This is a genomic window from Burkholderia sp. 4NA327C6 (assembly GCF_005502655.1).
GTDB lineage: Bacteria > Pseudomonadota > Gammaproteobacteria > Burkholderiales > Burkholderiaceae > Burkholderia > Burkholderia contaminans.
In genome coordinates this window covers 1-22,167 of record NZ_SCNZ01000007.1, presented here as the reverse complement: position 1 = coordinate 22,167, position 22,167 = coordinate 1, and the positions used below count along the sequence as shown (strand labels likewise).

19 protein-coding genes and 1 pseudogene are annotated in these 22,167 nt (G+C 67.5%); 14 read left to right on the top strand and 6 right to left on the bottom strand.

The window, feature by feature from the left end; translation table 11 throughout:
* Positions 1 to 39: 39 nt before the first annotated feature.
* Positions 40 to 2,349, bottom strand: coding sequence for a DNA translocase FtsK (locus FFS49_RS09370; protein WP_105817565.1), 2,310 nt, complete (start codon positions 2,347 to 2,349; stop codon positions 40 to 42).
* A 439-nt stretch (positions 2,350 to 2,788) separates the two neighbouring features.
* Between FFS49_RS09370 and trxB the strand changes: the two genes are divergently transcribed.
* The 3 genes from trxB to FFS49_RS09355 all read left to right on the top strand — a co-directional run bounded on the left by trxB (position 2,789) and on the right by FFS49_RS09355 (position 5,277).
* On the top strand, positions 2,789 to 3,751 hold the full coding sequence (gene trxB / locus FFS49_RS09365) for a thioredoxin-disulfide reductase (protein WP_105817566.1): 963 nt from the start codon (positions 2,789 to 2,791) through the stop codon (positions 3,749 to 3,751).
* 136 nt (positions 3,752 to 3,887) lie between these two features.
* Complete coding sequence (locus FFS49_RS09360) at positions 3,888 to 4,667, top strand: Smr/MutS family protein (protein ID WP_039343456.1); 780 nt, start codon at positions 3,888 to 3,890, stop codon at positions 4,665 to 4,667.
* Complete coding sequence (locus FFS49_RS09355; RefSeq protein WP_039343458.1) at positions 4,654 to 5,277, top strand: trimeric intracellular cation channel family protein; 624 nt, start codon at positions 4,654 to 4,656, stop codon at positions 5,275 to 5,277. Before FFS49_RS09360 ends, FFS49_RS09355 begins: the two co-directional genes overlap by 14 nt.
* A gap of 81 nt (positions 5,278 to 5,358) precedes the next feature.
* Here the strand turns inward: FFS49_RS09355 and ugpC are convergent, their stop codons facing one another.
* The 4 genes from ugpC to FFS49_RS09335 all read right to left on the bottom strand — a co-directional run bounded on the left by ugpC (position 5,359) and on the right by FFS49_RS09335 (position 9,762).
* Positions 5,359 to 6,477: a sn-glycerol-3-phosphate ABC transporter ATP-binding protein UgpC gene (gene ugpC / locus FFS49_RS09350; RefSeq protein ID WP_046545128.1), complete on the bottom strand. Its 1,119-nt coding sequence runs from the start codon at positions 6,475 to 6,477 to the stop codon at positions 5,359 to 5,361.
* A gap of 112 nt (positions 6,478 to 6,589) precedes the next feature.
* Complete coding sequence (locus FFS49_RS09345; RefSeq protein WP_011544828.1) at positions 6,590 to 7,447, bottom strand: carbohydrate ABC transporter permease; 858 nt, start codon at positions 7,445 to 7,447, stop codon at positions 6,590 to 6,592.
* The gene (locus FFS49_RS09340; RefSeq protein ID WP_039343490.1) at positions 7,437 to 8,375 is read right to left on the bottom strand and encodes a sugar ABC transporter permease; all 939 of its coding nucleotides are present in this window, start codon (positions 8,373 to 8,375) and stop codon (positions 7,437 to 7,439) included. Before FFS49_RS09340 ends, FFS49_RS09345 begins: the two co-directional genes overlap by 11 nt.
* 139 nt (positions 8,376 to 8,514) lie before the next feature.
* On the bottom strand, positions 8,515 to 9,762 hold the full coding sequence (locus tag FFS49_RS09335; protein ID WP_039343464.1) for an ABC transporter substrate-binding protein: 1,248 nt from the start codon (positions 9,760 to 9,762) through the stop codon (positions 8,515 to 8,517).
* Positions 9,763 to 10,193: 431 nt separating this feature from the next.
* Here FFS49_RS09335 and zwf point away from each other — a divergent pair, with 431 nt between their 5' ends.
* The 3 genes from zwf to FFS49_RS09320 all read left to right on the top strand — a co-directional run bounded on the left by zwf (position 10,194) and on the right by FFS49_RS09320 (position 14,338).
* Positions 10,194 to 11,663 carry a glucose-6-phosphate dehydrogenase gene (zwf, locus tag FFS49_RS09330; protein ID WP_046196648.1) on the top strand — a complete coding sequence of 490 codons (1,470 nt, stop codon included), beginning with the start codon at positions 10,194 to 10,196 and terminating at the stop codon, positions 11,661 to 11,663.
* A gap of 88 nt (positions 11,664 to 11,751) precedes the next feature.
* Positions 11,752 to 12,432, top strand: a complete 681-nt coding sequence (pgl, locus tag FFS49_RS09325; protein ID WP_039371066.1) for a 6-phosphogluconolactonase — start codon at positions 11,752 to 11,754, stop codon at positions 12,430 to 12,432.
* Positions 12,410 to 14,338: a bifunctional transcriptional regulator/glucokinase gene (locus tag FFS49_RS09320; protein ID WP_105817567.1), complete on the top strand. Its 1,929-nt coding sequence runs from the start codon at positions 12,410 to 12,412 to the stop codon at positions 14,336 to 14,338. The genes pgl and FFS49_RS09320 overlap by 23 nt, the downstream gene beginning before the upstream one ends.
* Positions 14,339 to 14,440: 102 nt before the next feature.
* On the opposite strand, the gene FFS49_RS09315 is transcribed toward FFS49_RS09320, so the two are convergent.
* A complete protein-coding gene (locus FFS49_RS09315; protein ID WP_039371060.1) occupies positions 14,441 to 15,658 on the bottom strand; it encodes a Bcr/CflA family multidrug efflux MFS transporter in 1,218 nt (405 codons plus the stop codon).
* A gap of 249 nt (positions 15,659 to 15,907) precedes the next feature.
* Here FFS49_RS09315 and FFS49_RS09305 point away from each other — a divergent pair, with 249 nt between their 5' ends.
* The 8 genes and pseudogenes from FFS49_RS09305 to nusB all read left to right on the top strand — a co-directional run bounded on the left by FFS49_RS09305 (position 15,908) and on the right by nusB (position 22,126).
* On the top strand, positions 15,908 to 16,372 hold the full coding sequence (locus FFS49_RS09305; RefSeq protein WP_011351244.1) for a hypothetical protein: 465 nt from the start codon (positions 15,908 to 15,910) through the stop codon (positions 16,370 to 16,372).
* A gap of 174 nt (positions 16,373 to 16,546) precedes the next feature.
* Entirely contained in the window at positions 16,547 to 17,830 is a 1,284-nt protein-coding gene (gene hemL, locus FFS49_RS09300) for a glutamate-1-semialdehyde 2,1-aminomutase (protein ID WP_105817568.1), read from the top strand.
* 15 nt (positions 17,831 to 17,845) lie between these two features.
* Positions 17,846 to 18,967 carry a bifunctional diaminohydroxyphosphoribosylaminopyrimidine deaminase/5-amino-6-(5-phosphoribosylamino)uracil reductase RibD gene (gene ribD / locus FFS49_RS09295; RefSeq protein ID WP_071334082.1) on the top strand — a complete coding sequence of 374 codons (1,122 nt, stop codon included), beginning with the start codon at positions 17,846 to 17,848 and terminating at the stop codon, positions 18,965 to 18,967.
* A 2-nt stretch (positions 18,968 to 18,969) separates the two neighbouring features.
* Positions 18,970 to 19,068 (top strand): annotated as a pseudogene (locus FFS49_RS42560) (riboflavin synthase); the annotation flags it as partial.
* Between the two features lie 194 nt (positions 19,069 to 19,262).
* Positions 19,263 to 19,781, top strand: a complete 519-nt coding sequence (locus tag FFS49_RS09285) for a DUF1993 domain-containing protein (protein WP_105817569.1) — start codon at positions 19,263 to 19,265, stop codon at positions 19,779 to 19,781.
* Positions 19,782 to 19,974: 193 nt separating this feature from the next.
* Positions 19,975 to 21,117: a bifunctional 3,4-dihydroxy-2-butanone-4-phosphate synthase/GTP cyclohydrolase II gene (gene ribBA / locus FFS49_RS09280; protein ID WP_039371045.1), complete on the top strand. Its 1,143-nt coding sequence runs from the start codon at positions 19,975 to 19,977 to the stop codon at positions 21,115 to 21,117.
* 53 nt (positions 21,118 to 21,170) lie between these two features.
* On the top strand, positions 21,171 to 21,692 hold the full coding sequence (gene ribH / locus FFS49_RS09275; RefSeq protein ID WP_105817570.1) for a 6,7-dimethyl-8-ribityllumazine synthase: 522 nt from the start codon (positions 21,171 to 21,173) through the stop codon (positions 21,690 to 21,692).
* Entirely contained in the window at positions 21,689 to 22,126 is a 438-nt protein-coding gene (gene nusB, locus FFS49_RS09270) for a transcription antitermination factor NusB (RefSeq protein WP_021157083.1), read from the top strand. The genes ribH and nusB overlap by 4 nt, the downstream gene beginning before the upstream one ends.
* Positions 22,127 to 22,167: the final 41 nt, after the last annotated feature.

Genomic DNA, 22,167 nt, shown 5'->3' with positions numbered 1-22,167 from the left:
TTTTCTCCCTGGGTGGCCGGCGCGGCGAGCGCCGCGGACTCATTCCGCGTCGCGCGCCGGCACAAGAATTTCGCGGTTGCCGCTCGACGACATCGCCGACACGAGCCCCGACTGCTCCATCTGCTCGAGCAGCCGCGCCGCGCGGTTATAGCCGATCCGCAGGTGGCGCTGCACGAGCGAGATCGATGCGCGGCGGTTCTTGATGACGATCTCGACCGCCTGGTCGTACAGCGGATCAGACTCGTCGCCGCCTTCGCCGGTTCCCGCGCCGGCCGAGCCCTCGTCGCCGTCGGCCGTGCCGCCTTCGAGCAGGCCCTCGACGTAGTTCGGCTCGCCCTGCTCCTTGAGCTTCTCGACGACGCGGTGCACTTCGTCATCTCCGACGAACGCGCCGTGCACGCGCACCGGCAGCCCGGTGCCCGGCGCCAGGTACAGCATGTCGCCCATCCCGAGCAGCGATTCGGCGCCCATCTGGTCGAGAATCGTGCGCGAGTCGATCTTCGACGACACCTGGAACGCGATCCGGGTCGGCACGTTGGCCTTGATGAGGCCGGTGATCACGTCGACCGACGGACGCTGCGTCGCGAGGATCAGGTGGATGCCGGCCGCGCGCGCCTTCTGCGCGATCCGCGCGATCAGTTCCTCCACCTTCTTGCCGACGACCATCATCAGGTCGGCCAGCTCGTCGATCACGACGACGATGTTCGGCAGGCGGCCGAGCGGCTCCGGATCTTCCGGCGTCAGGCTGAACGGATTCGGCAGCTTCTCTTCGCGCTTCGCGGCCTCGTCGATCTTGTTGTTGTAGCCGGCCAGGTTGCGCACGCCGAGCTTGCTCATCAGCTTGTAGCGGCGCTCCATTTCCGCGACCGTCCAGTTCAGCGCATGGCCGGCCTGGCGCATGTCGGTGACGACCGGGCACAGCAGGTGCGGAATGCCTTCGTAGACGCTCATTTCGAGCATCTTCGGATCGATCAGGATCAGGCGCACCTGGTCAGCGGTCGCCTTGTACAGCAGCGACAGGATCATCGCGTTGATCCCGACCGACTTGCCCGAACCGGTCGTGCCGGCGACGAGCAGGTGAGGCATCTTCGCAAGATCCGCGCACACCGGCTTGCCGCCGATGTCCTTGCCGAGGCTCAGCGTGAGCGCCGACGACGCGGCCGCGTACACCTCGGAACCGATGATCTCGGACAGGTGCACCGTCTGGCGGCGCTGGTTCGGCAGCTCGAGCGCCATGTAGTTCTTGCCGGGAATCGTCTCTACGACGCGGATCGACACGAGCGACAGCGAGCGCGCGAGATCCTTCGCGAGGTTGACGATCTGGCTGCCCTTCACGCCGGTGGCCGGCTCGATCTCGTAGCGCGTAACGACCGGGCCCGGATACGCGGCGACGACGCTCGCCTCGACGCCGAAGTCCTTCAGCTTCTTCTCGATCAGGCGCGACGTGAATTCGAGCGTGTCGGCGGAAATCGATTCCTGCGCCTTCGGCGCGGGATCGAGCAGCGATACCGCGGGCAGCGTCGAATCGCCCGGCAGGTCGGTGAAGAGCGGCACCTGGCGTTCGCGTTCGACACGCTCGGACTTCGCCGGCGTGACGACCGGCGGCACGATCGTCACGGGCTCGTGATCCTCGATGCGCACGCGCTCCTCTTCGACCTTGCCTTCGCGACGCACGGCCGCGGCCTCGCCGAGCTTGCGGTCGCGCTCGGCCTCGCGGCGCAGCTTCGCGACGTTGACGGCGGACAGGATCGCGCCGCCGACGCGCTCGGCGACCGACAGCCACGAGAAGCGGAAATACAGCGACAGGCCGATCGCCAGTGCGATCAGCAGCAGCAGCGTGCCGCCCGTGAAGCCGAACGCGTGCGACATCGCGCCCGCGACGGCCTCGCCGACGACACCGCCCGGCGCACGCGGCAACTGCACCTTCAGCGACCACATGCGCAGCGCCTCGATGCCGTCGCACGCGAGCACGACGAGCACGAACGCGAGGATTTCGGTGAGCCAGCCGATCGGCCGCTCGGGTTCGTCCGCGACCGCCTCGTGGCGCGTGATGCGGCGATAGTTGACGGCGATGCGCCGCGCGAGCGGCACGATCAGCCAGTAGGCCGACAAGCCGAACAGCAGCAGGATGATGTCGGCCGTCCAGGCGCCGACGCGGCCGGCCCAGTTCGTGATGTGGTCCACCTGTGCGGCGTGCGTCCAGCTCGGATCGCGCCGGCTGTAGCTCAGCAGGGCCATCACCAGAAATGCGCAGAGCGCGACCTGGAGAATCCAGCGGATCTCCGTGAGGAGCTTCGACATCCGGTGCGGCAACGCCTGTGCCTGGGCGGAATAAGGAGCTTTTGCCATGAATCCGTATTTAGAGGACGGGCCGTGCGCCCGCCTGTCGTTCGATCCCGCTTATTGTAAACGCTGCACCGGGCCGCCAAGTGTAAATGACGGTTACATAACGGGGCCGGGGTACTGGCGGCCCGTCGGACGCGCGCCGCAGCGGCCCTTTCCCCCCGTCCGTCCGGCGCCGGCGGGCACCGCTGCCACGCTCCCCGAGCCGGCGCCAGGCCCCGCCGCCCCCGTGCGGCAACGCGCCGCCGCGCGCGTCGCCCACCCCGCGTGCGCGTCCATTGCGCTGCCCGACACTATCGCCACGATTGAAACTCTCGTTCGGCAACGCAGCAACGGGGCCTTTATAATGCGCGTCTGATACCCATCTATGACGGCATCCCGGTCAACCCGGATCGTCCGGCGAGCCCTACCCCGCCCGCCACGGCCGCCTTTTACGGATTCGCACATGTCCACGCCCAAACACGCCAAAGTCCTGATTCTCGGTTCCGGCCCCGCCGGCTACACGGCTGCCGTCTACGCGGCACGCGCCAACCTGTCCCCGGTGCTGATCACCGGCATCGCGCAGGGCGGCCAGCTGATGACCACGACCGACGTCGAAAACTGGCCGGCAGACGCGAAAGGCGTGCAGGGTCCGGAGCTGATGGCGCGCTTCCTCGAGCACGCCGAGCGCTTCAACACCGAGATCGTGTTCGATCACATCCACACCGCGAAGCTGCACGAGCAGCCGATCCGCCTGATCGGCGACTCGGGCGAATACACATGCGACTCGCTGATCATCGCGACCGGCGCGTCCGCGCAGTATCTCGGCCTGCCGTCCGAAGAAGCGTTCATGGGCAAGGGCGTGTCGGCCTGCGCGACCTGCGACGGCTTCTTCTATCGCGGTCAGGAAGTCGCGGTGATCGGCGGCGGCAACACGGCCGTCGAGGAAGCGCTCTACCTGACGGGCATCGCGAAGAAGGTCACGGTGATCCACCGCCGCGACAAGTTCCGCGCGGAGCCGATCCTGATCGACCGCCTGCTGGAGAAGGAAAAGGAAGGCGCCGTCGTGATCAAGTGGGATCACGTGCTCGACGAAGTGACGGGCGAGGAGTCGGGCGTCACCGGCCTGCGCATCAAGAACGTGAAGACCGGCGCAACGGAAGACCTGCACGTGCAGGGTGTGTTCGTGGCGATCGGCCACAAGCCGAACACCGACCTGTTCCAGGGCCAGCTCGAGATGAAGGACGGCTACATCCTGACGAAGAGCGGCCTGCACGGCAACGCAACCTCGACGAGCGTGCCGGGCGTGTTCGCCGCGGGCGACGTGCAGGACAACGTGTACCGCCAGGCGATCACCAGCGCCGGCACGGGCTGCATGGCCGCGCTCGACGCACAGCGCTACCTCGAAAGCCTGCACGACAAGAAGTAAGCCGCGAGCCTTGCCGCGCCGGGCGCTACAATGGCGTCCGCTGCCGCGAAGCGGGCTCGACCGGAAAGCCGCTGCCGCCGCGCAGCGGCTTTTTTTCTGCCCGCGCGCCCGAACGCGCTTGCCCCGTTACCGAATCATGGCGAAGAACCAGCCCCATCCGAGCGATCCCGCGAAGCGGACGATCGCTGCCCGCCCCGTGACCCCGGCGCCCGAAGCGCCGCCGCCCGCGCTCGATGCGGCCGCGTTGCGCGGCCAGGGGCTCGCGGGCCTCGGCGCATTGCGCAAGTCGCTGCAAGGCGAGGCCGATCGCCGCGAACGCGCGCGCGTCGAAACGGCCAAGGCCGAGCGCAAGGCAGAAGCCGACGCGAACCTGTTCCGCAACGAGATCGGCGCGATCCAGCCGCTGAACGCGCCGCCGCGCGCGGCGGCCGGCCGCACGCCGCCCGACCCGGTGCCGAAGCAGACGCAGCGCGACGAGGAAGCCGTGCTGAACGCGACGCTATCCGACGAATTCGATCCCGAGACGCTGCTCGACAGCGACGACTCGCTGTACTACCACCGCCCCGGCATCAGCCGCGACGTCGTGCGCAAGCTGAGGAGCGGCGCATGGATCGTGCAGGCGCAGATCGACCTGCACGGCATGCGGCGCGACGAGGCGCGCGACGCGCTCGCCGAGTTCATCCGCGAAGCCGGCAAGAAAGGGCTGCGCTGCCTGCGGGTGATCCACGGCAAGGGGCTCGGCTCGATCGGCAAGGAACCCGTGCTGAAGGGCAAGGTGCGCGCATGGCTCGTGCAGAAGGAAGAAGTGATCGCGTTCTGCGAGGCGCGCGGCAACGACGGCGGCGCGGGCGCGGTGCTGGTGCTGCTGCAGCCGTTCGCGACACCGGCCGACCGGGGGCCGCGTGCCGCATCCTAGGCTGACGCTCGCGATCGCGGTACTGGAGGCGATCGCCACGCTGGCCTTTGCGATCTCGGGCTTCATCGAGGCGCGCAAGAACCGCCTCGACTCGGTCGGCACGTTCGTCGTCGCGCTCGCCACCGCGTTCGGCGGCGGCACGCTGCGCGACATCCTGCTCGAGCGCCGGCCGTTCTACTGGGTCGTGCACGACGACTACGTGATCGCGATCTTCGTGCTCGCGCTGTTCGCGCCGTTCGTGCTGCGGATGTTGTCGCGGCTGTCGGCCGAGCGGTTGCTGCTCGTGGCCGATGCGATCGGGCTCGGGATCTTCAGCATCTCGGGCACGGCGATCGCGCTCGACGCCGAGATGCCGCGCTTCATCGCGGTGATGATGGGCGTGATCACGGGCGTGGTCGGCGGGATCGTCCGCGACGTGTTGTGCAACGACATCCCGCTGATCCTGCGCGATTCGCGGCCGTATGCGACCTGCGCGTTCGTCGGCTGCTGGTTCTACCTGCTGCTCGTGTGGCTGCAGTTCGACTCGGTGTACAGCGTGCTGCTCGCGACCGGCTTCATCCTCGTCGCGCGGCTCGCGACGTTCAAGTTCGACGTCAGGCTGCCGCATTGACGCATTGACGCCGCACCCGCATGCGCAAACGAAAGGGGCCGTCTCGAAACGGCCCCTTCTTCATTCAGCGCATGGACCGCGTCACGCGATCCGCTCCTCCGACGCCGGATCGAACAGCACCGCCTTCGACACGTCGAACAGCAGCGACAGCGTCTGGTCGGGCTGCGGGTTCGCGGCCGGATGCACGCGGCTCACGATGCGCTTGCCGTTCACCTGCGCGAACACGTGCGTGTCCGGCCCGGTCGGCTCGGTCACGTCGACGCGCACGTCGAACGGTTGCAGATGCGACGCGTCGCCGTTGTGCGCGTGGCGCACGTCGGTGATGCGCTCCGGCCGCAGGCCCAGGATCACTTCGCGGCCGACGTGCGACTTCAGCTTCGCCGCGTCGAACGGCAAGTTCAGCGCGCCGCGCTTGACGCCCGTGTCGACTTCGAGCGCGATCCCGCTGCCCTGCTCGACCAGCTTGCCGTTGATGAAGTTCATCGGCGGCGCGCCGATGAAGCCCGCGACGAACAGGTTCGACGGCGAATCGTAGATCTCCTGCGGCGCGCCGAACTGCTGGACCACGCCGTCCTTCATCACCGCGATCCGGTCGCCGAGCGTCATCGCCTCGATCTGGTCGTGCGTCACGTAGACGATCGTCGTGCCGAGGCGCTGGTGCAGCAGCTTGATTTCGGCACGCATCTCGATGCGCAGCTTCGCGTCGAGGTTCGACAGCGGTTCGTCGAACAGGAACAGCGACGGATCGCGTGCGAGCGCACGGCCCATTGCGACGCGCTGGCGCTGGCCGCCCGACAGCTGGCCCGGCTTGCGGTCGAGCAGGTGCTGGATCTGCAGCATCTGCGACACGCGGTCGACGATCTGCTGCTGCTCGCTCTTCGGCACCTTGCGGATGTTCAGGCCGAACGAGATGTTCTCGCGCACCGTCATCGACGGGTACAGTGCGTACGACTGGAACACCATCGCGATGTCGCGATCCTTCGGCGACAAGTCGTTGACGACCTTGCCGTCGATGCAGATCTCGCCGCTCGTCACGGTCTCGAGCCCGGCGATCATGTTGAGCAGCGTCGACTTCCCGCAGCCCGACCCGCCGACCAGGATCAGGAACTGTCCGTCCTCGATCTCGATGTCGACACCCTTCAGGACCGGCACCCCGTTCGGGTAGGTCTTGTACACGTCACGGATGGAAAGGCTTGCCATGCTGTGAATCCTCTGTCTCGTCTCGCGCGGCGCACTCCGGCGCCGCGTCGGGTTCGTTTCGATGCGCCGCGCGCGAGGCGCGGCCGGTTCGTCGTATCGGATGAAACCGCGCTTACCCCTTCACCGCGCCCGCCGTCAGCCCGCGCACGAAATAGCGGCCGGCGACAATGTAGACGAGCAGCGTCGGCAGCGCGGCGATGATCGCGCCCGCCATGTCGACGTTGTATTCCTTCACGCCCGTCGACGTGTTGACGAGGTTGTTCAGCGCAACCGTGATCGGCATCGAATCGACGCCGGAGAACACGATCCCGAACAGGAAGTCGTTCCAGATCTGCGTGAATTGCCAGATCAGGCACACCATGAAGATCGGCAGCGACACCGGCAGCAGGATCTTCGTGAAGATCGTGAAGAAGCCCGCGCCGTCGATGCGCGCGGCCTTCACGAGCTCGGCCGGCACGCTCACGTAGAAGTTGCGGAAGAACATCGTCGTGAACGCGATGCCGTACACGACGTGCACGAACACGAGGCCCGGAATCGTGTTGGCGAGGCCGAGCATCCCCTGCAGGCGCGCCATCGGCAGCAGGATCACCTGGAACGGGATGAAGCAGCCGACCAGCATCATCGTGAACAGCGCATCCGCGCCGCGAAAGCGCCAGTGCGTAAGCACATAGCCGTTGAACGCGCCGATCAGCGACGAGATCAGCACGGCCGGGATCACCATCTGCAGCGAGTTCAGGAAGAACGGCTTCATGCCGTCGCAGCGCACGCCGGTGCACGCGCCGCTCCATGCCTTCACCCACGGGTCGACGGTCCACGTGGTGGGCGGCGTCAGCAGGTTGCCGGTGCGCAGCTGGTCGAGATCCTTGAACGACGTCGACAGCATCACGTAGATCGGAAACAGGAAATACAGCGCGAACAGGATCAGTGCCGCATAGATCACTGCCCGGCTGATCGTCATCTTAGGCTGCATTGCGGGTGCTCCTCGATTCCATATACATCAGCGGCACCAGCACCGCGACCACGGTCGCGAGCATCATCACCGAGGACGCCGCGCCGAGCCCGAGCTGGCCGCGGTTGAACGAAAACGTGTACATGAACATGGCCGGCAGCGACGACGACGTGCCCGGGCCGCCCGCCGTCAGCGCGACGACGAGGTCGAAGGTCTTGATCGTGATGTGGCAGAGGATCAGCAGCACCGAGAAGAACACCGGGCGCATGCTCGGAATCACGATCTTGCGGTAAATGGTCGGCAGCGTCGCGCCGTCCACCTGCGCGGCCTTGAAGATCTCCGCGTCGACACCGCGCAGCCCCGCGAGAAACAGCGCCATCACGAAGCCGGTCGACTGCCACACAGCCGCGATCACCACGCAGAAGATCGCCTTGTCCGGATCGTCGAGCCAGCCGAACGAGAAGCTCGTCCAGCCCCAGTCGTGCATCACCTTCTCGAGGCCGAGGCCCGGGTTCAGGATCCACTGCCAGGCGGTGCCGGTGACGATGAACGACAGCGCCATCGGATAGAGGAAGACGGCGCGCAGCGCGCCTTCATTGCGGATCCGCTGGTCGAGCAGGATCGCGAGGAACAGCCCGAGCGCGACGCAGATCACGATGAACGGGATCCCGAACCAGCCGAGATTCGCGGCGGACGTCCACCATACGTCGTTCTGGAACAGATCCGAGTAACGGCCGAAGCCGTCGAATTCGTAGTTCGGCAACAGCCGCGAATTGGTCAGCGACAGATAGCCGGTAATCAGGATGAAGCCGTAGATGAACACCACGGCGATCGCGACGCTCGGCGCAAGCACGAGCTTCGGGATCCAGCGATCGGCGAAGGCCGACATCGGCGACGTACGCCGCGCGGCGGCAGCGCCGGATCCGTTTCCGCTAAGAGGGGCAGCCACTTGATTCGACTCCTGGAACGAGGGCGACGCAGGCCGGGCCGGCGCCGGGTACGGCACGGGCTTCGCGGGCGAGCCCGTTTGCTGCACATGCAAAAACGCCCGGCCGATGAAGCGTTTCCGGCCGGGCGCCTGTCGCGCGTTACTTGACCTTCGCGGCCTTCGCGAGCGCGGCGACCGCGCTCTTCGAATCCTGCTGCGAGTTCATGAACTTCGTCACGACGTCCGTGATCGCGCCGGCGGTCGCGTCGCTCTGCGCCATCCCGTGCGCGAGCGACGGAACGAAGCCGCCCGACTTGATCGCGGTCTGCTCGTCGGCGTACGACTTCTTCGCGCAGTCGTCGAACTTGTCCATCTTCACGCCGAGGCGTACCGGCACCGAACCCTTCAGCAGGCTGAACTGTTCCTGGAAGTCCGGCGTCATGATCGTCTTCGCGAGCGCGAGCTGGCCCGGCGTTGCCGCCTTCTCGCCCTTCTGCTGGAAGAACACGAACGAATCGACGTTGAACGTGTACGCATTCGCCGTGCCCGGCACCGCCGCGCAGATGTAGTCCTTGCCCGCCTTCTTGCCGGCGTTCTCGAACTCGCCCTTCGCCCAGTCGCCCATGAACTGCATGCCGGCCTTGCCGTTGATCACCATCGCGGTCGCGAGGTTCCAGTCGCGGCCGTTACGGCCGGTATCGAAGTAGCCCTGGATCTTGCGCACCGTGTCGAACACGGACAGCATCTGCGGCGAGGTCAGCGTCGCCTGGTCGAGGTCGACCAGTGCCTTCTTGTAGAACGCCGGGCCCTGCGACAGCACGACGTCTTCCCACAGCGTCAGGTCCTGCCACGGCTGGCCGCCCATCGCGACCGGCTGGATGCCCGCGGCCTTCAGCTTGTCGGCCACCGCGAAGAATTCAGGCCAGGTGGTGGGCACCTTCGCACCGACCTTGTCGAGCGCGGCCTTGTTGATGTACAGCCAGTTCACGCGGTGCACCGAGAACGGCGCCGCGACGGTGTGGCCCTTGTACTTGATGATCTTGTCGATTTCCGGCGGAAGGTTCTGCTTCCAGTCGCCGGCAGCGGAATCGATGTTGACGAGCACGCCCTGGTCGGCCCAGTCCTGGATCAGCGGGCCCTTGATCTGCGCGGCCGACGGTGCGTCGCCGCTGATCACCTTGGTCTTCAGCGCGGTCATGGCCGCGGCGCCAGCGCCGCCCGCGACCGCGAAGTCCTTCCACACGTAGCCCTGCTTCTGCACGTCGTCCTTCAGCACGCCGACGGCCTTCGACTCGCCACCCGAGGTCCACCAGTGCAGCACCGTCACATTCTCGGCTGCCTGCGCCGCCACGGCGCCAGCCATCAGACCTGCGGCGCAGAGCGCGCCCATGATCGAGCGAACTTTCATTACTTATCTCCTCCAGACTGAATCAACTCGTGAGGTTCCCGGACGGGGAACCGGCTTCTTGATAACGACGGGGAAATCGAGCCGCGGGACGCATGCAGCGTACGGGGCCGATGACCGGCCGGGCTCTTACAGAAAGCGTGAATCGAGATTCAACGGCGTGTCTCCTCTTTGTGTTTCTGGCCCGCCGCGATGATGCGGCGCGAGCCCGGGGCCGACGCCGCGCTGACGATGCGCGCCGTCAATGTCCGATAACATTCGGCACAAGGCGTTCCCGAAGGCGAAGCTCGCGCAGTTCATCGACCGCACTTCTTTTTTTCTTCACCCAGGTGCTACCCCTTGCGGCGGATTGTAGTTAAACTACAATTCAGTGTCAAAAATATTTTTATCGCACTACGGATCGCTTCCGGGCACCCCCAACACGGCGGAGACACATGCATACCGATTCCAGCTTTACCTTCGTACTTTTCGGCGGCACCGGCGATCTGTCGATGCGCAAGATCCTGCCTGCGCTGTTCGAAGCGCACCGTGCGAACATGCTGGCGGAGAGCGGCCGGATCGTCGCCGTGGCGCGTCATGAATCGGATCGGGCGTCCTATCTCGAATGGGTCGACACGCACGTGAAGCCGCACGCGGCCAAGGCCGCCGGCAAGGCGTTCGACGAAGCTGCGTGGAAGTCCTTCCTCGATCGCATCGAGTACGTGCACCTCGATCTCGGCCGCGCGGAAGACTACGTCGTGCTGCGCGACGCGGTGGCATCGCTGCCCGGCATCCGCGTGTTCTATCTGGCAACGGGCCCGTCGCTGTTCGTGCCGATCTGCAAGGCGCTCGCGGCGGTCGGCCTGAGCGAAGGCTCGCGCATCGTGCTCGAGAAGCCGCTCGGCTACGACCTGAAGTCGTCGAACGCGATCAACGACGCGGTCGGCGAGATCTTCGCGGAAGGCCAGATCTACCGGATCGACCACTACCTCGGCAAAGAACCCGTGCAGAACCTGCTCGCGCTGCGCTTCGGCAATGCGCTGTTCGAGCCGCTGTGGCGCCGCGAATGGGTCGAGAGCATCCAGATCACGATCGCCGAGGAGCTCGGCGTCGAGGCGCGCGGCGATTTCTACGACAATACCGGCGCGCTGCGCGACATGGTGCAGAACCACCTGCTGCAGTTGCTGTCGATCGTCGCGATGGAGCCGCCGCATTCGATGGATTCGGATTCGGTGCGCGACGAAAAGCTGCGCGTGCTGCGCGCGCTGAAGCCCGTCGATCCGCGCGACATCGGCAAGGTGGCCGTGCGCGGCCAGTATCATGCGGGCGTGATCAAGGGCGCGCAGGTGCCGGCCTACGCGACCGAGCCGGGCGTGAAGCCCGACAGCCAGACCGAAACCTTCGTCGCGCTGAAGGTCGAGATCGAGAACTGGCGCTGGGCCGGCGTGCCGTTCTTCCTGCGCACCGGCAAGCGGCTGGCCGATCGCGTCGCGGAGATCGTCGTCAATTTCCGCCCGGTGCCGCATTCGGCGCTCGGGCCGACCGCGCTGCGCCCCGGTTCGAACCGCCTCGTGATCCGGCTGCAGCCGAACGAGACGATCCGCCTGTACTGCCTCGCGAAGCAGCCCGGCGAAGGGATGAACCTCGCGAGCGTGCACCTCGACCTCGCGTTCGACCAGTTCTTCAAGGAAGGGCAGATGGAGGCGTACCAGCGCCTGCTGCTCGACGTGATCAACGGCCGTCTCGCCCTCTTCGTGCGCCGCGACGAACAGGAAGCCGCATGGCGCTGGGTCGAGCCTATCCTGAACGAATGGGCGCGCACGCTGAAGCCGCCGAAGCCCTACGCGGCAGGCACGTGGGGGCCGGCCGCGGCGAGCGCGATGCTCGCGCAGCACGACACCTGCTGGCTCGAAGAAGAGAACTGATGCAAACCGTTGCCGCGCACGCCAGCGTGCGCGGCAACGTGCTCCACGATTCGTACGATTTGAACAGACAAAGCAGTCCGGAGGAGATGTGATCGAGATTCACGCTTTCGACACCCAGGAAGCGCAAAGCGAAGCGCTCGCGCGCGCCGTCGGCGATGCGCTGCGCGCCGCGCTCGCCGGCCCCGCGCGCCCGACGCTCGCGGTGTCCGGCGGCACGAGCCCGCGCCCGTTCCTGCAAACGCTGTCGCACGCGGCGCTCGACTGGGCCGGCGTCGACGTGACGCTGGTCGACGACCGCTGGGTGCCGGAGGACGATGCCGCCAGCAACGCGCACCTCGTGCGCGACACGCTGCTGCAGCACGCAGCCGCCCCTGCCCGCTTCCTGCCGCTCGTCGACACGCGCGCCGCGCTCGACGCGCACGTCGCCGCGCTGAACGCGAACGCCGACTACCGCGTGCCGACCGTCGCGGTGCTCGGCATGGGCGAGGACGGCCATACCGCGTCGATCTTCGCCGATGCGCCCGAATGGGATCACGCGATCACGACGCCCGAGCGCTTCGTCGCCGTCCATCCCGGCGCTGCGCCGCATGCACGCGTGAGCTTCTCGCTCGATGCGCTCAAGCGCGTCGACCGGCTGTTCCTGCTGATCGCGGGCGAACGCAAACGCGCGGTGCTCGACGCCGCAGCCGCATCGCTGCAGAAGAACGCGATTTCCCAACTGGCCAACGACAAGGGGACCCAGCTCGATGTCTACTGGTGCGCAAAGTAAGGCGGCCGTCGCAGGCCAGCATGCCGACGGCCCGCGCCTGCTCGCGGACGTCGGCGGCACCAACGCGCGCTTCGCGCTGGAAACCGGCCCGGGCGAGATCACGCAGATCCGCGTCTATCCCGGCGCCGATTACCCGACGATCACCGACGCGATCCGCAAGTATCTGAAGGATGTGAAGATCAGCCGCGTGAACCACGCGGCGATCGCGATCGCGAACCCGGTCGACGGCGACCAGGTCACGATGACCAACCACGACTGGAGCTTCTCGATCGAGGCGACGCGACGCGCGCTCGGCTTCGACACGCTGCTCGTCGTCAACGATTTCACCGCGCTCGCGATGGCGCTGCCCGGCCTGACCGACGCGCAGCGCGTGCAGGTTGGCGGCGGCACGCGCCGCCAGAACAGCGTGATCGGCCTGCTCGGGCCCGGCACCGGGCTCGGCGTGTCGGGCCTGATTCCGGCCGACGACCGCTGGATCGCGCTCGGCAGCGAAGGCGGTCACGCATCGTTCGCGCCGCAGGACGAGCGCGAGGATCTCGTGCTGCAATACGCGCGCAAGAAGTTTCCGCACGTGTCGTTCGAGCGCGTGTGCGCCGGCCCCGGCATGGAGATCATCTATCGTGCGCTCGCCACGCGCGACAAGAAGCGCGTGGCCGCGTCCGTCGACACGGTCGAGATCGTCGAGCGCGCGCATGCGGGCGACGCACTCGCGCTCGAGACGGTCGAGTGCTTCTGCGGGATTCTCGGCGCGTTCGCGGGCAGCGTCGCGCTGACGCTCGGCGCGCTCGGCGGCGTGTACATCGGCGGCGGCGTCGCGCTGAAGCTGGGCGAGCTGTTCACGCGCTCGTCGTTCCGCGCGCGCTTCGAGGCGAAGGGCCGCTTCACGCACTACCTCGAGAACATCCCGACCTACCTGATCACCGCTGAATACCCGGCGTTCCTCGGCGTATCGGCGATCCTCGCGGAGCAGTTGTCGAATCGTTCGGGCGGTGCGTCGTCGGCCGTGTTCGAGCGGATCCGCCAGATGCGTGACGCACTGACGCCGGCCGAGCGCCGCGTCGCCGATCTCGCGCTGAATCATCCACGCTCGATCATCAACGATCCGATCGTCGACATCGCACGCAAGGCCGACGTGAGCCAGCCGACGGTGATCCGCTTCTGCCGCTCGCTCGGCTGCCAGGGGCTGTCCGACTTCAAGCTGAAGCTGGCGACCGGCCTCACCGGCACGATCCCGATGAGCCACAGCCAGGTGCATCTCGGCGACACGGCCACCGACTTCGGCGCGAAGGTGCTCGACAACACGGTGTCCGCGATCCTGCAGCTGCGCGAGCACCTGAATTTCGAGCACGTCGAGAACGCGATCGAGATCCTGAACAGCGCACGCCGCATCGAGTTCTACGGGCTCGGCAACTCGAACATCGTCGCGCAGGACGCGCACTACAAGTTCTTCCGCTTCGGGATTCCGACGATCGCGTACGGCGACCTGTACATGCAGGCCGCATCGGCCGCGCTGCTCGGCAAGGGCGACGTGATCGTCGCGGTGTCGAAGTCGGGGCGCGCGCCGGAGCTGCTGCGCGTGCTCGACGTCGCGATGCAGGCCGGCGCGAAGGTGATCGCGATCACGTCGAGCAACACGCCGCTCGCGAAACGCGCGACCGTCGCGCTCGAGACCGACCACATCGAGATGCGCGAATCGCAGTTGTCGATGATCTCGCGAATCCTGCATCTGCTGATGATCGACATCCTCGCGGTCGGCGTCGCGATCCGTCGCGCGTCGACCAACGGCGAACTGCCCGAGGCCGTCGCACAGGCGAGGGCACGCGCGAGCGACGACGAGACGGCCGACGTGCTCGACTGGCTGAGCCACGGTGCGTCGCCGGCGGCGAAGGACGTCGCGCGGGATTGACGCGGCGCGGCAGCAGCCGCTTGCCGCGTTCCAAACGAGAACGCCACCGGCGCAGCGCGCACGGTGGCGTTTTTCATTGTGCGGCCCGGCTGGCCACGCGGCTCAAGCGCCCGCTTTCACGGGCCGACCATGCCAGCGCAGCACGAGGTAGCGTCCGGCGAGACACAGCACGCCCGAAACACCGATCGTCACGCCCATCGCGAACGGCGTGCCGTCCGCGAGTGCGCCGATCGCGACGCTCGCGAGCGCGCCGAGCGCCAACTGCATCGCGCCGAACACGGCCGCCGACGCGCCCGCGTTGTGCGGATAGCGATGCATGAGGTCGGTCGTGCAGTTCGCGGAGAGGATCCCGACCACGCCGACGACGAAGAACAGGCACACGACGATCGACCACAGCCCGCCCCACCCGGTCAGCGCGACGAGCGCGACCGCGAGCGACGCGATGCAACTCACGAGCGACGCGGCCGCGATGATGCGCAGCGAACCGAGGCGACCGACGAGCCGCGTGTTCGCGAAGTTGCCGATCATGATGCCGACGACGTTCAGGCCGAACAGCAGCCCGTAGTGTTGCGGCGACACGTGGAAATACTCGATGTACACGAACGGCGTGGCGGTGATGTACGAGAACATCGACGCGAACGCCATCCCGCCGCACAGCATGTGCCCCCAGGCGACGGGATCGGACAGGATGCGCCCGTATGACGCGAACGACGCGAGAACGGCCGCGCTCTTGCGCCGCTCCTTCGGCCAGGTCTCGGGCACGCGCAAGTACGCGGTCGTCGCGCATATCGCACCGAACACGGCCAGCACGACGAATACGCCGCGCCAACCGGAGAAGCGCAGGATCTGACCGCCGATCAGCGGCGCGAGCAGCGGCCCGACCGCGGTGACGATCGCCACCATCGACAGCACCTTCGCCGCGTCGGTCGGCTCATGCGCGTCGCGCGCGATCGCACGCGACAGCACCGATGCCGCGCCGGCGCCAAGCGCCTGCAGGAAGCGCACGAGGATCAGCATGTCGATCGACGTCGACACGAAGCAGCCGATGCTCGCGAGCGTGAACAGCGCGATACCGCCGAGCAGCACGGGGCGTCGGCCCCACGTGTCGGACAGCGGACCGTACAGCAGCATCCCGACCGAGAAGCCGGCCATGAAGCTCGTGAGCGTGCGCTGCGCGGCGCCGGGGCTGACGGAGAAGCCGTGGGCGATCGACGGCAGGCTCGGCAGGTACATGTCGGTAGCGATCGGCCCGCAGGCGGCGAGCGCGCCGAGCAACAGGATCAGCCGGGCATCGGGCCGGCGTCGGATGACGTGAGACATGGGTATCCGGAATGGAGCCCGCGCGCATCGGGGCGCGCGTGGCGGTGAAGACGGCCGGCCGCGCCGCGAACGGCGCGCCCAGGCCCATGATTGTACGCGCAACTTTTTTGCTTGCTGGCGGCGTGAGTGCGCAGCAGGCCCGAAAGTCACTGTGCGGCACCCGCCATGCGGGATCGAGAGCATGGATTCGATTAAGCTTGCAGCGCCTCCTCTCTTCTTGTCTGACCAATACAGCGCACGACCGAACCGATGACCGCCTTCCTGTTGATCTGGAGCCCCAAGAAATGGCCATGGCCCGAGCTGCCCGACGTCGCCGCGCGCGTGAAGGCCGGCGAGGCCGTACATGACGTGTGGGGCTGCGGCTTCGCGCGCGGCATCCTCCCGGGCGACCGCGTGTTCCTGCATCGCGTCGCGAAGGAGCCCAAGGGCGTGTTCGGCTCAGGCTACGTGACGCGCGCGCCGTACGAGGTGCCCGATCCGTCGACGAAGCGCGGCTACCGGCTGTGCATCGACTTCGTGTACGACTGGCTGGTCGACGCGCACCAGGACGTCGTGATCGCGCGCGACGCGCTGCGCGTCCATCCGTATTCGGTGCAGACCTGGGATGCGCAGAGCTCCGGCACGGTGATCAAGCCGATGGTCGAAGGCCCGCTCGAGAAGCGCTGGGCCGAGCTGACCGGCAAGCGCAAGCCGCCGCCGTTGCCGGATCGATAACGGGGCCGAATCCCCCTGTTCCTTCCCGGCCCGCGCGATCCCTCGCGCGCCGATACGCCGCAGACCGCGCCGCCGGCTCGCCGCGCGCGTCTCCGGTACAATCGGACGATCGTTCCGCCCAGGCGCCGCGGCCCGTGCACAGGCTCCCGCGCCCTTCTCTCGCAGGTTTCGTCCATGTCCAACAACCAGATCCTCTTCGAACGCGCCCAGAAAACCATTCCCGGCGGCGTCAACTCGCCGGTGCGCGCATTCCGTTCGGTCGGCGGCACGCCGCGCTTCGTTGCTCGCGCACAAGGCCCGTACTTCTGGGATGCCGACGGCAAGCAGTACATCGACTACATCGGCTCGTGGGGCCCGATGATCGTCGGCCACGTCCATCCGGAAGTGCTGTCGGCCGTGCAGAACGTGCTCGCCGACGGCTTCTCGTTCGGCGCGCCGACCGAAGCCGAGATCGAGATCGCCGAGGAAATCTGCAAGCTCGTGCCGTCGATCGAGCAGGTGCGGATGGTGTCGAGCGGCACCGAAGCCACGATGAGCGCGCTGCGTCTCGCGCGCGGCTTCACGGGCCGCAGCCGCATCGTCAAGTTCGAAGGCTGCTACCACGGCCACGCGGACAGCCTGCTGGTCAAGGCCGGCTCGGGCCTGCTGACGTTCGGCAACCCGACGTCGGCCGGCGTGCCCGCCGACATCGCGAAGCACACGACCGTCCTCGAATACAACAACGTCGCCGCGCTCGAAGAAGCGTTCGGCGCGTTCGGCGACGAGATCGCCGCCGTGATCGTCGAACCGGTCGCAGGCAACATGAACCTCGTGCGCGGTACGCCCGAATTCCTGAACGCGCTGCGCGCGCTGTGCACGAAGCACGGCGCCGTGCTGATCTTCGACGAAGTGATGTGCGGGTTCCGCGTCGCGCTCGGCGGCGCGCAGGCCTACTACGGGATCACGGCCGACCTCACCTGCCTCGGCAAGGTGATCGGCGGCGGGATGCCGGCTGCCGCGTTCGGCGGCCGCCGCGACATCATGGCCCACCTCGCGCCGCTCGGCGGCGTCTACCAGGCCGGCACGCTGTCGGGCAACCCGATCGCGGTCGCGGCTGGCCTGAAGACGCTGCAACTGATTCAGGCGCCCGGCTTCTACGACGCGCTCACCGCACAGACGAAGCGTCTCGCCGACGGCCTCGCGGCCGAAGCGCGTGCGGCCGGCGTGCCGTTCGCGGCCGACTCGATCGGCGCGATGTTCGGCCTCTACTTCGCCGAACGCGTGCCGGCGAGCTTCGCCGAAGTGACGAAGAGCGACACCGAGCGCTTCAACCGCTTCTTCCACCTGATGCTGGACGAAGGCGTGTACTTCGCGCCGTCCGCGTACGAGGCCGGCTTCGTGTCGAGCACGCACGACGACGCGGTGATCGACGCGACGCTCGCGGCCGCGCGCCGCGCATTCGCGGCACTCGCCGCCTGACCCGGGGCCGCGCGCATGTTCTCGGATACCGATTTCGCCCACATGCAGCGCGCGCTCGCGCTCGCCGCGCGCGGCATGTATACGACGGCGCCGAACCCGCGTGTCGGCTGCGTGATCGTCAAGGACGGCGACGTGATCGGCGAAGGCTTCACGCAGCCGGCCGGCCAGGATCACGCGGAAGTGCAGGCGCTGAAAGACGCGCGTTCGCGCGGCTACGACGTCGCCGGTTCGACCGTCTACGTGACGCTCGAACCGTGCAGCCACTTCGGCCGCACGCCGCCGTGCGCGAACGCGCTGATCGAAGCGCGTGTCGCGAAAGTCGTCGCCGCGATGGAAGACCCGAACCCGCAGGTGTCGGGGCGCGGCCTCGGCATGCTGCGCGACGCGGGCATCGACGTGCGCTGCGGGCTGCTCGCGCACGAAGCGGGTGAACTGAACGTCGGCTTCGTGTCGCGGATGACACGCGGCCGCCCGTGGGTGCGGATGAAGACCGCCGCGTCGCTCGACGGCCGCACCGCGCTGCCGTCCGGCGAAAGCCAGTGGATCACCGGCGAGGCCGCGCGCCTCGACGGGCATGCATGGCGTGCGCGCGCCTGCGCGATCCTCACCGGCATCGGTACCGTGCGTGAAGACAACCCGCTGCTGACCGTGCGCGGCATCGACACGCCGCGCCAGCCGCAGCGCATCCTGGTGGACAGCCGCCTCGACCTGCCGCTCGATGCGCGGCTGCTCGAGGGTGCGCCGCTGCTGATCTTCTGCGGCCGGCTCGACGCCGCCGGCGAAGTGCGCGCGAACGTGCTGAAGGCGCGTGGCGCGGAAATCGTGCCGATCGCGAACGCGCAAGGCAAGGTCGACCTGCCCGCGATGCTCGCGGCGCTTGGCGCGCGCGGCGTCAACGAGCTGCACGTCGAGGCCGGCCACAAGCTGAACGGCTCGCTGCTGCGCGAGCAGTGCGTCGACGAATTGCTCGTCTACCTCGCGCCGAGCCTGCTGGGCGCCGATGCGGCCGGCATGTTCGACCTCGCCGCGCCGGCGAACCTCGACGCGCGTACGCGGCTGTCGTTCCACGGAATCGAGCGGGTCGGCGACGACCTGCGGATCCTCGCGCGCTTCGCACCGCCCGACGCCACGCACTGAACGGGTCGATCACGGTCAACGGCGTGAGCCCGACCGTCAACGCGGTCGACGATCGCGCGGGCGGCTGCGCGTTCTCGATCAACCGGATCTCTCACCCCATTTCGCGCCGCGCGTCGCCGGTCGAAGCCACGATGCCTGCGCTCGACGCTCGCCTGCCCGCGCCGACATCTGGCCGAATGGCCAACGACGCGCACGGGTCATGCCGCCGCGCTAAGATGCGTCGACAGCGGTTCCGGCGCCGCAACGCGCGGCGCGGCCGCGTATTGGTCACCCTCTTCCTCAAGGAGTCGTCCCCATGTCCATTTCGATGTATCAGGCCTCGGTGCCTGTCCTGATCCGTGGCCTGACCAATCTTCAGCACATTCTCGGCAAGGCGCAGGCGCATGCGGCCGAAAAGCAGATCGATCCGTCGGTGTTCATCGGCGCCCGCCTGTACCCGGACATGCTGCCGCTCGTCCGCCAGGTCTATATCGCGACCGACACGGCCAAGGGCTGCGCCGCGCGCCTCGCCGATGCCGAGATCCCCAGCTACCCGGACGTCGAGCAGACCTTCGACGAACTGCACGCCCGCATCCAGAAGACGATCGACTACCTGAAAAGCTTCGACGCCGCGCAGATCGACGGCAGCGAGACGCGCCAGATCGTGCTGAAGATGCGCGTCGGCCCGATCGAGTTCACCGGCCAGTCGTACCTGCTGAACTTCGTGCTGCCCAATTTCTTCTTCCACGTGACGACCGCGTACGACATCCTGCGCCACGGCGGCGTCGAGCTCGGCAAGCTCGACTACCTGGGCGGGCGCGACCAGCACGCCTGACGCGCGGCCGGGCAAAGCCCGGGCCGCCACCGTCCGCACGCGCATGCAGCCAATGCGCGGCGGCCACGCCAGGCCTGCCGCGCAGGCCGGCCGCGGCGCTTTCCGGGGCGCTCGGCGGTCGAGCGCGGTCCACGCCAGCCGAAACGTCGTCCGGCTGGCGTAAAATACGCACTTTCCTCTTTCACGCCCCCTTATGACGCTCGCCTCCACGCTCGACATCATCGCCGAGCTGAAAGCCGGCCGGATGGTGATCCTGGTCGACGAAGAAGACCGCGAAAACGAGGGCGACCTCGTGATCGCCGCCGAATTCGTCACGCCGGAAGCGATCAACTTCATGGCCAAGTACGGCCGCGGCCTGGTTTGTCTGACATTGACGCAGGAACGCTGCAAGCAGCTGCACCTGCCGCTGATGACCTACCGCAACGGCACGCAGTACGGCACTGCCTTCACGGTCAGCATCGAAGCGGCCGAAGGCGTGACGACGGGCATCTCGGCCGCCGACCGTGCGCACACGATCGCCACGGCGGTCGCGCACGACGTGCGCCCCGAGCACATCGTGCAGCCGGGCCACGTGTTCCCGATCATGGCGCAGCCGGGCGGCGTGCTCGTGCGCGCGGGCCACACCGAGGCCGGTTGCGACTTCACCGCGCTGGCGGGCCTCACGCCGGCCGCGGTGATCTGCGAGATCATCAAGGACGACGGCACGATGGCGCGCCTGCCCGACCTGATCGAGTTCGCGCAGGAACACAACCTGAAGATCGGCACGATCGCCGACCTGATCCAGTACCGCAGCCGCACCGAATCGATCATCGAGCGGATCGCCGAGCGTACGATGCAGACCGCGCACGGCACGTTCCGCGCGGTGCTGTACCGCGACCAGCCGAGCGGCTCGCCGCACATCGCGCTGGTGCGCGGCACGCCGTCGCCGGACGTCGATACGCCGGCGCGCGTGCACGAGCCGCTGTCGGTGCTCGACCTGCTCGAGACGGGCGTGTCGACGCACTCGTGGACACTCGACGCCGCGATGCGCGAGATCGCGGAGCGCGACCTCGGCGTGATCGTGCTGCTCAACTGCGGCGATACGAAGGAACACCTGATCGACGTCTTCAAGGCGTTCGACGAGGAAGAAAAGGCCGCTGCGCTCAAGCGCCGGCCGGTCGATTTCAAGACGTTCGGCATCGGCGCGCAGATCCTGCGCGATGTCGGCGTCGGCAAGATGCAGGTGCTGTCGAATCCGCGCAAGCTGGGCAGCATGTCCGGCTACGGCCTCGAAGTCACGGGCTTCATTCCGATGCCCGGCGGCGAAGCCACGTCCTGCCCGGCGTCCCACGCGTAACCCGCCACGGCGCTTTCGCCCTATAACCGTTCATCCACACCACGGACCAGATCATGGAAATCGGACAATACCAACCGAATCTCGAAGGCGACGGCCTGCGTATCGGCATCGTGCAATCGCGCTTCAACGAACCCGTGTGCAACGGCCTCGCCGACGCGTGCGTCGAGGAACTGGAACGCCTCGGCGTCACCGGTGAAGACGTGCTGCTCGTGTCGGTGCCCGGCGCGCTGGAAATCCCGCTCGCGCTGCAGAAGCTCGCGGAAAGCGGCCAGTTCGACGCGCTGATCGCGCTCGGCGCGGTGATCCGCGGCGAGACCTACCACTTCGAACTCGTGTCGAACGAGAGCGGCGCGGGCATCACCCGCATCGGCCTCGACTTCAACCTGCCGATCGCGAACGCGGTCCTGACGACCGAAAACGACGAACAGGCCGTCGCGCGCATGACCGAAAAAGGTCGTGACGCCGCACGCGTCGCCGTCGAGATGGCCAACCTGACGATGGCCCTCGACCAGCTCGGCGACGACGACGAGGACGAGGACGAAGAGGAAGAAGACGACGAAGAGGAGCGCGCATGAAGAAGAGCGCCCGCCGACAATCGCGCGAGCTGGCGACGCAGGGGCTGTACCAGTGGCTGCTGTCGAACGCGTCCTCCGGTGAGATCGACGCGCAACTGCGCGGCGCGCTCGGGTACGACAAGGCCGACAAGGAACTGCTCGACGCGATCCTGCACGGCGTGATCCGCGAGCACGCCACGCTCGTCGAAGCGCTGACGCCGTCGCTCGACCGCCCGATCGACCAGCTGTCGCCGGTCGAACGCGCCGTGCTGCTGATCGCCACGTTCGAGCTCACGCACCACGTCGAAACGCCGTACCGCGTGATCATCAATGAAGCTGTCGAACTCGCGAAGACGTTCGGCGGCTCCGACGGCTACAAGTACGTGAACGGCGTGCTCGACAAGCTCGCCGCGAAGCTGCGCCCCGCCGAAACGCAGGCGCGCCGCAACGGCTGAACCCGTTGGTCCGGAACGGGCGCGCATGCGCCCGTTTTTTC

Bases quoted from the DNA above. Each gene is read 5' to 3' on its own strand.
- ribD (WP_071334082.1), top strand. From the start codon at position 17,846: ATGTTCTCGGATACCGATTTCGCCCACATGCAGCGCGCGCTCGCGCTC.
- FFS49_RS09370 (WP_105817565.1), bottom strand. From the start codon at position 2,349: ATGGCAAAAGCTCCTTATTCCGCCCAGGCACAGGCGTTGCCGCACCGG.
- FFS49_RS09285 (WP_105817569.1), top strand. From the start codon at position 19,263: ATGTCCATTTCGATGTATCAGGCCTCGGTGCCTGTCCTGATCCGTGGC.
- ribH (WP_105817570.1), top strand. From the start codon at position 21,171: ATGGAAATCGGACAATACCAACCGAATCTCGAAGGCGACGGCCTGCGT.
- hemL (WP_105817568.1), top strand. From the start codon at position 16,547: ATGTCCAACAACCAGATCCTCTTCGAACGCGCCCAGAAAACCATTCCC.
- zwf (WP_046196648.1), top strand. From the start codon at position 10,194: ATGCATACCGATTCCAGCTTTACCTTCGTACTTTTCGGCGGCACCGGC.
- FFS49_RS09320 (WP_105817567.1), top strand. From the start codon at position 12,410: ATGTCTACTGGTGCGCAAAGTAAGGCGGCCGTCGCAGGCCAGCATGCC.
- ugpC (WP_046545128.1), bottom strand. From the start codon at position 6,477: ATGGCAAGCCTTTCCATCCGTGACGTGTACAAGACCTACCCGAACGGG.
- trxB (WP_105817566.1), top strand. From the start codon at position 2,789: ATGTCCACGCCCAAACACGCCAAAGTCCTGATTCTCGGTTCCGGCCCC.
- ribBA (WP_039371045.1), top strand. From the start codon at position 19,975: ATGACGCTCGCCTCCACGCTCGACATCATCGCCGAGCTGAAAGCCGGC.
- FFS49_RS09345 (WP_011544828.1), bottom strand. From the start codon at position 7,447: ATGCAGCCTAAGATGACGATCAGCCGGGCAGTGATCTATGCGGCACTG.
- nusB (WP_021157083.1), top strand. From the start codon at position 21,689: ATGAAGAAGAGCGCCCGCCGACAATCGCGCGAGCTGGCGACGCAGGGG.
- FFS49_RS09305 (WP_011351244.1), top strand. From the start codon at position 15,908: ATGACCGCCTTCCTGTTGATCTGGAGCCCCAAGAAATGGCCATGGCCC.
- FFS49_RS09360 (WP_039343456.1), top strand. From the start codon at position 3,888: ATGGCGAAGAACCAGCCCCATCCGAGCGATCCCGCGAAGCGGACGATC.
- FFS49_RS09315 (WP_039371060.1), bottom strand. From the start codon at position 15,658: ATGTCTCACGTCATCCGACGCCGGCCCGATGCCCGGCTGATCCTGTTG.
- FFS49_RS09335 (WP_039343464.1), bottom strand. From the start codon at position 9,762: ATGAAAGTTCGCTCGATCATGGGCGCGCTCTGCGCCGCAGGTCTGATG.